At 75.6% G+C, this 10,150-nt stretch carries 11 protein-coding genes; 4 read left to right on the top strand and 7 right to left on the bottom strand.

Annotated elements, in window-relative coordinates:
• A partial coding sequence (locus tag DKT69_RS29035; protein ID WP_109804651.1) for a glycoside hydrolase family 3 protein occupies positions 1 to 1,142 on the bottom strand: 1,142 nt, incomplete at its 3' end.
• Positions 1,143 to 1,273: 131 nt separating this feature from the next.
• Here DKT69_RS29035 and DKT69_RS40725 point away from each other — a divergent pair.
• Complete coding sequence (locus DKT69_RS40725; RefSeq protein ID WP_255420240.1) at positions 1,274 to 1,405, top strand: hypothetical protein; 132 nt, start codon at positions 1,274 to 1,276, stop codon at positions 1,403 to 1,405.
• Between the two features lie 96 nt (positions 1,406 to 1,501).
• Positions 1,502 to 2,452: a TIGR03557 family F420-dependent LLM class oxidoreductase gene (locus DKT69_RS29040; RefSeq protein WP_109804652.1), complete on the top strand. Its 951-nt coding sequence runs from the start codon at positions 1,502 to 1,504 to the stop codon at positions 2,450 to 2,452.
• 14 nt (positions 2,453 to 2,466) lie between these two features.
• On the opposite strand, the gene DKT69_RS29045 is transcribed toward DKT69_RS29040, so the two are convergent.
• Positions 2,467 to 3,105 (bottom strand): TetR/AcrR family transcriptional regulator, encoded by a 639-nt coding sequence (locus tag DKT69_RS29045; RefSeq protein WP_109804653.1) that lies wholly within the window; start codon positions 3,103 to 3,105, stop codon positions 2,467 to 2,469.
• 36 nt (positions 3,106 to 3,141) lie between these two features.
• On the bottom strand, positions 3,142 to 3,891 hold the full coding sequence (locus tag DKT69_RS29050) for a class I SAM-dependent methyltransferase (RefSeq protein ID WP_201749916.1): 750 nt from the start codon (positions 3,889 to 3,891) through the stop codon (positions 3,142 to 3,144).
• A gap of 236 nt (positions 3,892 to 4,127) precedes the next feature.
• Here DKT69_RS29050 and DKT69_RS29055 point away from each other — a divergent pair, with 236 nt between their 5' ends.
• Both DKT69_RS29055 and DKT69_RS29060 read left to right on the top strand, forming a co-directional pair.
• Positions 4,128 to 5,759 (top strand): RecQ family ATP-dependent DNA helicase, encoded by a 1,632-nt coding sequence (locus DKT69_RS29055; RefSeq protein WP_109804654.1) that lies wholly within the window; start codon positions 4,128 to 4,130, stop codon positions 5,757 to 5,759.
• Positions 5,760 to 5,828: 69 nt separating this feature from the next.
• A complete protein-coding gene (locus tag DKT69_RS29060; protein WP_109804658.1) occupies positions 5,829 to 6,332 on the top strand; it encodes a hypothetical protein in 504 nt (167 codons plus the stop codon).
• 264 nt (positions 6,333 to 6,596) lie between these two features.
• On the opposite strand, the gene DKT69_RS29065 is transcribed toward DKT69_RS29060, so the two are convergent.
• The 4 genes from DKT69_RS29065 to DKT69_RS29080 form a co-directional block, all read right to left on the bottom strand.
• Positions 6,597 to 7,580 carry a DNA topoisomerase IB gene (locus DKT69_RS29065; protein WP_109804655.1) on the bottom strand — a complete coding sequence of 328 codons (984 nt, stop codon included), beginning with the start codon at positions 7,578 to 7,580 and terminating at the stop codon, positions 6,597 to 6,599.
• Positions 7,564 to 8,532, bottom strand: coding sequence for a glycosyltransferase family 9 protein (locus DKT69_RS29070; RefSeq protein WP_109804656.1), 969 nt, complete (start codon positions 8,530 to 8,532; stop codon positions 7,564 to 7,566). The genes DKT69_RS29065 and DKT69_RS29070 overlap by 17 nt, the downstream gene beginning before the upstream one ends.
• A complete protein-coding gene (locus DKT69_RS29075; protein ID WP_109804657.1) occupies positions 8,529 to 9,230 on the bottom strand; it encodes an SDR family oxidoreductase in 702 nt (233 codons plus the stop codon). Before DKT69_RS29075 ends, DKT69_RS29070 begins: the two co-directional genes overlap by 4 nt.
• Positions 9,227 to 10,150 (bottom strand): PfkB family carbohydrate kinase (locus DKT69_RS29080; protein WP_146231241.1); only part of this gene is annotated, 924 nt, incomplete at its 5' end. The genes DKT69_RS29080 and DKT69_RS29075, both read right to left, overlap by 4 nt.

The following is a 10,150-nucleotide window of genomic DNA, read 5'->3' on the forward strand; positions in this document are numbered from 1 at the left end:
GGGCGGCGCAGGGGCAGCGCGGCGGCGCCGGCGGCCCCGGTGGCCACGCGGAGCGCCCGGCGCGCGGCGGCCAGGCCGACGGCCGAGCCGTCGGCGGCCGGGGTGCCGGCCGGGCGGGCGGCGCGGGCGGCGACCGTCCAGGCGGCGAGCTGACCGACCCGCTTGGCCGCCTCGGCGAGCCGTTCCTCCGGCAGCTCCCCGGCCTGCACCGCGGCGACGATGGCGTCGCGCAGCTCCCGGGCGTCCGCCTCGGTGGCCCGCTCCCCGCCCACGCAGATCGCGTCCGCGCCGGCGGCGAGCGCGCGTACCGCGGCGCCGGCGAAGCCGTACCGGTCGGCCACGGCCCGCATCTCCACCGCGTCGGTGACCACCGCGCCGTGGAATCCCAGTTCCTCGCGGAGCAGCCCGCCGAGGATGCGCGGGCTGAGGGTGGCCGGCAGCTCCGGGTCGAGCGCGGGCACCAGCAGGTGCCCGGTCATCACCGCCTGCACCCCGGCGGCCACGGCGGCCCGGAACGGCGCCAGCTCGACGGCCTCGAGGTGGGCCCGGTCCCCGCCGATGCGGGGCAGGTCGTGGTGCGAGTCGACCCGGGTGTCGCCGTGCCCCGGGAAGTGTTTGGCGCAGGCCGCCACGCCGCCGGCCTGGAGCCCGCGGACCCAGGCGGCGGTGTGCCGGGCGACCAGGTCGGCGGCGGCGCCGAACGAGCGGACGCCGATGACCGGGTTCGCCGGGTTGGAGTTGACGTCGGCGTCCGGGGCGTAGTTGAGGGTGATCCCGAGGGCGGCCAGCTCGGCGCCGAGGTCGTGGGCCACCTCCTCGGTCAGCGTCGGGTCGTCGACCGCGCCGAGGGCGAAGTTGCCGGGCCGGGAGCTGCCCCGGGCGGACTCGATCCGGGTGACGTCGCCGGCCTCCTCGTCGATGGCCACGATGACGTCCGGACGCTCGGCGCGCAGCGTCGCGGTGAGCGTGGCGAGCTGCCCGGGGTCGACGATGTTGCGAGCGAAGAGGACCACCGAGCCGAGGCCCTCGCCGAGCCACCGGCACACCCACGGTGGCGGGGTGGTGCCCACGAATCCGGGTTGCAGGACGGCGGCGGCAAGGCCCGCCAGGTCTCCGGTCGCCCCCACGGTCCGCTCGTTCATGCGCTGTCGTACCCCCGTCTTCCCCACCGTCCCCGCCGCCCCGGCGGGTGCTGCCATGGTCACACCGGGCTCCGAAATAGTCAATAAACCTTACTGTTACCGCCTGGCGGTTCCCGGCACGGGGTGGGAGAGTGCGACCCATGCACCCCGCGCTGCTCGCCGACGCCACCAGCGCCGCGGACGTCCCCGGCGTACGGCTGCTCGGCCTGGTGGTCGGCGGCCTGTTTCTGCTGCTCGCAATCCGGGCGATGTTCCGCCGCTGACCCACCCGGCTCCGCCGGTTCGGCCGACACCCACTCCGGGTACGGCACTCGTTGACCATCCGGTGCGCCCGGCACCGCGAACAGCGAGGGGGAGCGATGAGGATCGGCTACTTTCTGTCCAGCGAGGAGTACACCCCGGCGGAGCTGCTGGAGCAGGCGCGCGGCGCCGAGCGGGCGGGCTTCGAGGCCCTGTGGATCTCCGACCACTACCATCCGTGGGTGGACGCGCAGGGCCAGAGCCCCTTCGTCTGGTCGACCATCGGCGCGCTCAGCCAGGTCTGCGCGCTGCCCGTCACCACGGCGGTCACCTGCCCGACCGTCCGGATCCACCCGGCCGTGGTCGCCCAGGCGGCGGCGACCAGCGCGGTCATGCACGACGGCCGGTTCGTGCTCGGCGTCGGCACCGGTGAGGCCCTCAACGAGCACATCTTCGGCGACGCCTGGCCGCAAACCGACGTCCGGCTGGAGATGCTGGAGGAAGCGGTCGGGGTGATGCGGGAGCTGTGGCGGGGCCGGTTCGTCAACCACCGCGGCAGGCACTACACCGTCGAGCACGCCCGGATCTACACGCTGCCGGACACGCCACCGCCGGTCTACGTCTCCGGCTTCGGCCCCAAGGCCATCGACCTGGCGGGCCGGATCGGCGACGGCTACATCAGCACCATGCCCGACGCGGACCTGGTCCGCCGGTTCCGGGACAACGGTGGCGGCGACAAGCCGTGCCAGGCCGGCTTCAAGGCGGCGTACGCCGACAGCGAGGACGCCGGCGCGCGAATCGCGTACGAGCGGTGGCCGAACGCCGGGGTGCCGGGCGAGCTGTCCCAGGTGCTCCCCTCGCCGCGCCACTTCCAGCAGGCCGCCCAGCTGGTGAAGCCGGAGATGATGAAGGACTCGTTCGTCTGCGGCAACAGCGCCGACGCCCACCTGGAGATGATCGACAAGTACGCCAAGGCCGGCTTCGACGAGGTCTACGTGGCCAACACCGGCCCGCACTGGCAGGGCCTGTTCGACCTCTACCAGCGCGAGGTGCTGCCCCGGCTGCGGTGACCCGGCTCCCCCGGTCAGCCGTCGGCGGGCCGGGCGATGCCGTGCACAAGCGTGGCGACCAGCTCGGCGACCAGCCCGGGCGAGGGCTCGGGCGGCGCTGACGTGGGGTCGAGAAGGTGGCCGAGGACCAGGTCGTGGCAGACCCCGACGACGAGCGTGGCCACCGCCTCGGGACTGGCCGCCGGGGCCACCCGGCCGAGCCCCTGCTCGCCACGGACGTACCCGGCCAGCTCGGACCGGAGACCGTGCCCGCCCGCCAGCGGGTTGGGCAGCTCGGCGAGGCGGGCGAGGACCTTCGGCTGGGTGGACAGACCGGCGAACGCCGGCAGGATCGCCGCATGCACCGCCAGGGCCCGTTCCAGGTACGCCCGCAGGTTCGCCTCGACCGTCCGCTCGCCCGGTCGGGGGGGCTCCCCCTCCTGCGCGGCCTCCACCGCCCGCACGTGCGCGTGCAGGGCGTGCGCCAGCAACTCCTCCTTGTCGGCGAAGTGGTTGTAGAGCACGCCGTCGGCGACCGCTGCCTCGCGGGCGATGTCGCGGACGGTCAGCCCGGCCGAGCCTCGTCGGGCGATGAGCCGTACGGCGGCAGCGATCAGGTGCTCGCGCAGGCTCTGGTCGCCGCCGCGCAGCGCGGCCGCTCTCCTCGGTGACATCACCCCGCATCCTAGGCTCGGCGCCCGGGCGGGCCGTCAGTCCGGCCGGTGGGCGGTGACCAGCCAGGCGGTGCCGCGCAGGCGTACGGCGTCGCGCTGCTGGTACGGCAGCAGCGCCTCGAGCACGGCCGCGCGGGCCCGGTCCGCCGTGGCCGCGTCGACCCGGCCGAGCTGGTGCCGGATCGGCCCCCAGCCGGCCAGGAACCCGGCCGCGTCGGCGGCGTCCCGCCCCCACACCTCCTGCGCCTCCACCCGGACGCAGTCGACCCCGGCGAAGCCGGCCTCGGTGAGCACCCGCTGGACAACCGCCGGGTCGGCCAGGGAGAGCGGCTCGGCGACGCCGGTGCCGTCGGTCCCCGGTGGCGGCAGGTGGGCGGCGAGGGCGCCGAGCACCGCACCCAGGTCACCGTGGCGGAAGCCGTCGAGGCTGACGAAGGCGAGCCGGCCCCCGGGGCGCAGCGCGCGGCCGATGTTGGCGAACGCGGCGACCGGGTCGGCGAAGAACATCACCCCGAAGCGGCTCAGCGCCACGTCGAAGCCGGCGGCGGGAAACGGGTACGCCTGCGCGTCGGCGCGGAGGAACTCGACGTTCGCCACGCCCTCCTCAGCGGCGGACTCCCGGGCGCGGTCGAGCATGGGGGCGGAGAGGTCGACCCCGACGGCGTGCCCGTCGCTGGAGCGGCGGGCGGCGAACCGGGTCAGCTGCCCGTTGCCGCAGCCGATGTCCAGGATCCGGTCGCCGGGCCGGACGGCGGCCAGCACGGCGTCGTTGAACCCGCTGTTCACCGGTAGCGGGCCTGGTGTTCGGCCCAGTGCCGGCCCTCGTAGCCGTTCCACGCCTCCGCCTGTCCGGTGTTGACGACGGTCTCCATGCTTCCCCCTTTATGATCGCTCGTTCATGAACGCATGTTCATGATGAACGAGCCGCGGCGCGCCGTCAACGCCCGGAGGACGGCGGACGGGCCGCCGCGCCGGCACGGTCCGGTTTCGCCCGCTGCCCGCCCGGGTACCTCCGGCCACCGATGAAGCTGACCACGCACTCGACGACGTTGCGCCGCGCGGCGCGGAGCCTCTTCGGCTGGACCACGCTCCGGCCCAACCAACTGGCCGTGATGCGCGCGGTGATGAAGCGACGCGATGCCCTGGTGGTCCTGCCGACCGGCGCCGGCAAGTCGGCTATCTACCAGATCCCGGCCAGCCTGATCCCCGGACCCACCGTGGTCGTCTCCCCGCTGCTGGCCCTCCAGCAGGACCAGATCGCGGCGCTCAACGAGCGGCAGCGCCCCGAGCTGCGCGCCGTCCGGATCAGCTCGGACGAGAGCGCGGCCCAGCAGGCCGAGGCGATCGCCGAGGTCCGGGAGGGGCGCGCCGAGTTCCTCTTCATCACCCCGGAGGCGCTCAGCGACCCGGACCGGATGGCCGAGGTCCGGTCGCTGAACCCGGCGCTCGTGGCGGTCGACGAGGCGCACTGCATCTCGGCCTGGGGACACGACTTCCGCCCCGACTACCTGGCGCTGGGTCACCTGATCGACGGCCTCGGCCGACCGCCGGTGGTCGCGCTCACCGCCACCGCCTCCCCGCCGGTACGCGACGACATCATCGCCCGGCTGCGGCTGCGCGACCCCGAGGTGGTGGTCTCCGGGCTGGACCGGCCCAACCTCTTCCTCGAGGTGGCGCACTGCCCCACCGACGACTACCGCTGGCGGCGGCTGGTCGCGCTGCTCAGCGACGACAAGCGCCCGGGCATCAGCTACGTGCCCACCCGGCGGGCGGCCGAGGAACTGGCCCAGCGGCTCACCGACGCCGGGTTCCCGGCGCAGTACTACCACGGTGGGATGCCCACCACCGCCCGCAACGAGCTGCACGAGGCGTTCCTCGCCGACCAGGTGCCGATCATGGTGGCGACGTCCGCCTTCGGCATGGGCATCGACAAGCCGAACATCGCCTGGGTGGTGCACATGGCGCTGCCCGACTCCCCGGACAGCTACTTCCAGGAGATCGGCCGCGCCGGCCGGGACGGTGAGCCGGGCCGGGTGCTGCTGCTCTGGCGCGCCGAGGACGTCGGGCTGCAGCGCTACTTCAGCGGCGGCCTGCCGGACTCCACCGAGCTGCGGGACCTCGCCGCGGTGCTGCGCAAGCAGGCCCGGACCAAGAAGGAGCTGCGCGAGCTGACCGGCCTGGGCCCGCGCAAGCTCGGCCAGTACCTCTCCCTGCTGGAGCAGGTCGGGGCCGTGGAGCCGCGTGCCCGGCAGCGGCTCGGCGCGCCGCGTTACGCCCCGAAGCCGGTCGACGCCGCGGCGGCTGCGCTGGCCGAGGCGGAACGGCAGCAGACGGTCACCCGGTCGCGTACCGACATGATGCGGGCCTTCGCCGAGACCACCGGGTGCCGGGGGCAGGCGCTGCTGGCGTACTTCGGCGAGCAGATGAGCAAGGTCTGCGGGCACTGCGACAACTGCCACGCCGGCACCAGCGTCGCCGACGACGGGGCGAGCGGGCCGTTCCCGGTGCACAGCCAGGTCCGGCACCCGGAGTGGGGTGCCGGTCTGGTGCTCAGCTACGAGGAGGACCGGATGACGGTGCTCTTCGACGAAGTGGGGTACAAGACGTTGTCCGTGCGCGTGGTGTCCGAACAGGGCCTGCTGACGCTGCACTAGCCTGACCCGGGCGCCGGCATGGCGCCCGGCACCACTGACGACGATGACCAGGGCGAGAGGGGCTCACTCGTGATCGAGCAGCCGGCGTACACCGGGTTCGGATTCTCCGACGAGGAGTGGGGGCTGCTGGTCGGCCTGCCGCAGTCGGTGCTGACCGCGGCGAGCGCGGCCGAGTCGGACGGCACCAAGCGCACCATGGCCGAGAACGCGGCCGGGCTGGAGGGCATCGCCGCCGGGCGCGAGTCGGCCAGCCCGCTGGTGGCCGCGGTCGCCGGCGAGATCGTCGCCCGGGTGGGCGACCCGGAGGCCGGCGAGGAACTGCCGGTCATCGAGCCGGCCGACCCGCAGGCGATGATCGACGACGTGCTGGCCCGGGCCGGCCAGGCGGCGGCCCTGCTGGCCGCCCGGGTGGACGAGGGTCAGGCCGGGGCGTACAAGCACTGGCTGGTGGAGATCGCCGAGCAGGTGGTGACCGCGGCGCCCAGCGGCGGCCTGCTGGGCCTCGGCGGCGACGTGGTCAGCGACTCGGAGCGCCGCTTCCGGGACCGGCTCTCCCGCGTGCTCAACGACTGACGGCACCGGCCGCGACCTCGGCACGGATCGTCAACATCGCGGCGTCCATCGTCAACCCCGGGCGGAAATACTGATGGCGGGCCGTCAGCCGGGAGACCGGCACGGCCCACTGGTAACGGGGGGGCCGGGGCGAGGCGCCCGCGACGGTCCGTCGCGGGCGGCCGCCCGGTGCCGAGGGCTTCCGCTCGCACCGGCAGGGCCACCGGACCGGCCGACTCCGACCCCGTCGTACTTCCCCCCAGGACTGACGACGGGGTCGGTCGGTCAGGCCTCCTCCAGCAGCGCCAGCACCAGCTTCTCCACGTCGCCGCGGGGCATCTCGGGCTCGACCGGCGCCACCACCCCGTCGTGGTACAGGTCCACCACGCGCGGGTCCACGTAGGACGTACGGGCCACGGTCGGGGTGTTGCCCAGCAGGTCGGCGACGGAACGCATCACCGCCGCGACGGCCCGCTTCCGGGCGGTCGCCGAACGCTGCCGGCCGGCCGTGGCCAGCTCCGTCGCCGCCAGCACCGTCGCGTGCCAGGTACGGAAGTCCTTCGCGGTCATCTCCCCGCCGCTGGCGTCGCGGAGGTAGTCGTTGACCTCGTCGCTGCGCACGTCGCGCCAGCTCCGGCCGTCCCAGTAGCCGAAGAGCCGTTCCTCCGCCCGCCGTCGCCGGCGCAGGTTGGTCAGCACCCGGCACAGCTCCGGGTCCTCGATCCGGCGCACCTGGTCGATGCCGCCCTTGGCCGGGAACTCGAAGACCACGCACCCCCGCCGGGACCGGGCGTGTTCGGGGCGCAGGGTGGACACGCCGAAGGTCGGGTCGTCGCCGGTCGCGTACTGGTCGCTGCCCACCCGGAACATGCCCATGTCGAGCAGCCGAGCCACGGTGGCGAGCACCCGCTCGCGCCGCAGCCCGCGCGACGCCAGGTCGTGGTCGACCCGGTCGCGCAGGTCGGGCAGCCGGCGCGCCACCTCCAGCACGTGGTCGAACTTAGCCTCGTCCCGCTTCTGGCGCCACATCGGATGGTAGAGGTACTGCTTGCGCCCGGCCGCGTCGACGCCGGTGGCCTGGATGTGCCCGTTCGGGTACGGCGAGATCCAGACGTCCTGCCAGGCCGGGGGGATCACCAGCTCGCGCAGCCGGGCCAGCTCGTCGGGGTCGCGGACCGGCTCGCCGGCCGAGTCGAGGAAGAGCCAGCCCTTGCCGCGCCGCCGGCGCCCGTACCCCGGCCGGCCCGGATCACTACGCCGCAACCGCACCGGACACCCGCACCGCCCGTTCCGCCTCGTCCACGGCGGCCAGCACCTCGTCGACCGAGATGGCCGCCAACGTCGGATGCGTTCCTACCCCGCCGGGCCGGCTCCAATCGCGGTCGATCCGCGCCCGGTCCCCCGCGTCGAGCACCCGGTGCCGGGGGCGGTCCGGCGGCGGCCCCCAGCGGGCCGGCGGGACCGGTCCGAACAGCACCACCGAGGCGGTGCCGTACCCGGTGGCCAGGTGCGCGACCCCGGTGTCCCCGCTGACCACCAGCCGGGCGGCGGCCACCAGGGCGGCCAGCTCGGCCAGCCCGGTCCGCCCGGCGAGCACCACCTCCGGGGTCAGCCCGGCGGCGCCGGCCACCCGGTGGGCCACGTCCCGCTCGTCGGCCGAACCGGTCAGCACCACCCGGTGACCCCGGTCGGCCAGCGCCCGGGCGAGCGCGGCGAACCGCTCGGCCGGCCAGCGCTTGGCGTGGATCTTCGAGCCCGGGTGCAGCACGGTGGCGCCGGCCGGGACCGCCGCCGCGGGCGGCGGCAGCAGCGCCAGGTCGGCGGGGTCCGCCGGCAGGCCGTACCAGTGCAGCAGGCGGCACCACCGGCGGACCTCGTGCTCGTCGTCGTCCCACTCCGGACCGTCGGCGTGTCCGGCCTCGGCGTTGGCGAAGGCGAGCAGCCGGCCCGGCCGGGCGGCGGCGAGCAGCCGGTGCGACTGCGGGCCCCGGCCGTGCAGGTTGACCGCCACCTCGGGCGGCGGCGCCGGCCGGGCCGGTGGGCCCAGCCCGTCGGTGGGCAGCACCCGGTCGATCCCGCCGACCAGGTCGGCGAGCGGCGCCAGCCAGGCCGGGGCGGCCAGCACCAGCTCCCGGTCGGGGAATCCGGCCCGCAGCCCGCGCAGCGCCGGGACGGCGGCCGCCAGGTCGCCGACCCCGAGCGCCCGGAGCACCAGGATCACGGGTACGACGACTCCTGCTCGGCGCAGACCACCATCTCCCGTACCGCGCATCCGGGCGGTTGGGAGAGCGCGAACATGACCGCGGCGGCGGTGTCGGCCGGCTCGTTGAGCGCGGCGTCCGGGCCGGGCCGGTACTGCGCGTCCCGCTCGTCGAAGAACGCCGTGCGCATGCCGCCGGGGATCAGCAGGGTGACTCCGACCGACCCGGCGAGTTCCGCCGCCAGGGCCCGGGTGAAGCCCACCACCCCGAACTTCGCGGCACAGTACGCGGTCGCGTCGCTGACCGCCTTCACCCCCAGGGTGGAGGCGACGGTGACGATGCTGCCGCGGGAGGCCTCCAGGAACGGCAGCGCGGCGCGGATCACCGCCGCGGTGGCGAGCAGGTCCACCGCCACGATCCGTTCCCAGGTCTCGCCGGGCACGTCGGCCAGCTTGCCCGGGACGTCCATGCCGGCCGCGGTGACCACGGCGTCCAAGCCGCCGGAGCGCTCGGCCAGCTCGCGGGTCGCCGCCTCGGCGGCCCGGGTGTCGGCCAGGTCGCACTCGACCCAGGGCACCCCGTCCCCGGGCCGCTGCCGGTCCAGCACCAGGGGCCGACCGCCGGCCCGGGCGACCGCGGTGACCACGGCGGCGCCGAGACCGCTGGCGCCGCCGGTGACCAGGACGGTGGGGCCCGCCCCGGGGGAACTGCCGCTCATCGTGCTCCCTCCGCCGTCGACCGGACGGCCGTCCCGTCGGGCCGGGCCACGGTCGACCCGCCGGGTGTCCCTCGGCGACCGGCGCGGGCCGCGGCGATCATGTCGGTGGTGGACCGGCCGTCCAGGTACGGCACCACCACGGTCTGCCCACCCCAGCGCCGCAGGATCTCCGCCTCCGGCAGGCTCTCCTCGCCACCGCCGGTCGCGTAGTCGCCGCCCTTCACCCAGACGTCCGGGCGGAGCCAGGACAGGGCCGCGTGCGGGGTCGGTTCGTCGAAGATCAGCACGGCGTCGACACAGCTCAACGCGGCGAGCAGCCGGCTGCGGTCGCCCTGCGGCACCACCGGACGGTCGGGCCCCTTCAGGCCGGCGACACTGCGGTCGGAGTTGAGGCAGACCACCAGGCAGTCACCGAGCTGGCGGGCCGCCTCGAGGGTGGCCACGTGCCCGGCGTGGAGCAGGTCGAAGCAGCCCCCGGTGGCCACCACCGTGCCGCCGGCCGCGCGTACCTCGGCGATCACCGCGCCGGCCGCGGCCGGACCGATCCGGTCCCCGCCGCCGCCCGCCACGGCCCGACCGGCGTCGAGCGGTGGCCGGTCGGGCCCGGTGCGGACCGGTCCCGGCAACGCGGCGGCCACGCCCCCGGCCGCCACGTACGCGGACGCCTCGGCGACCGCGTCCTGCACCGCCTCGGAAACCAGGGCGCCCCGGGCCAGGGCGAGGGTCGCCGCGGCCGCGAACCGGTCCCCCGCCCCGCAGGTGTCCCCCTCAGCGCTCGCCGGCGCGGGCACCACCAGCGGGGTGCTGCCCGCGTGGCAGAGCAGCGCCCCGTCGCCGCCGAGGGTCACCGCCACCCCACCGGCCCGCCACCGGTCGCGCAGCGCCTGCGCGCCCCGGGAGGCGGGCACCAGCCGGGACGC

This window comes from Micromonospora sicca, from assembly GCF_003172935.1.
GTDB lineage: Bacteria > Actinomycetota > Actinomycetes > Mycobacteriales > Micromonosporaceae > Micromonospora > Micromonospora sicca.

What these genes read in the sequence shown, in the direction of transcription:
- DKT69_RS29040 (WP_109804652.1), top strand. Translation starts at nt 1,502, where the DNA reads ATGAGGATCGGCTACTTTCTGTCCAGCGAGGAGTACACCCCGGCGGAG.
- DKT69_RS29045 (WP_109804653.1), bottom strand. Translation starts at nt 3,105, where the DNA reads ATGTCACCGAGGAGAGCGGCCGCGCTGCGCGGCGGCGACCAGAGCCTG.
- DKT69_RS29055 (WP_109804654.1), top strand. Translation starts at nt 4,128, where the DNA reads ATGAAGCTGACCACGCACTCGACGACGTTGCGCCGCGCGGCGCGGAGC.
- DKT69_RS29075 (WP_109804657.1), bottom strand. Translation starts at nt 9,230, where the DNA reads ATGAGCGGCAGTTCCCCCGGGGCGGGCCCCACCGTCCTGGTCACCGGC.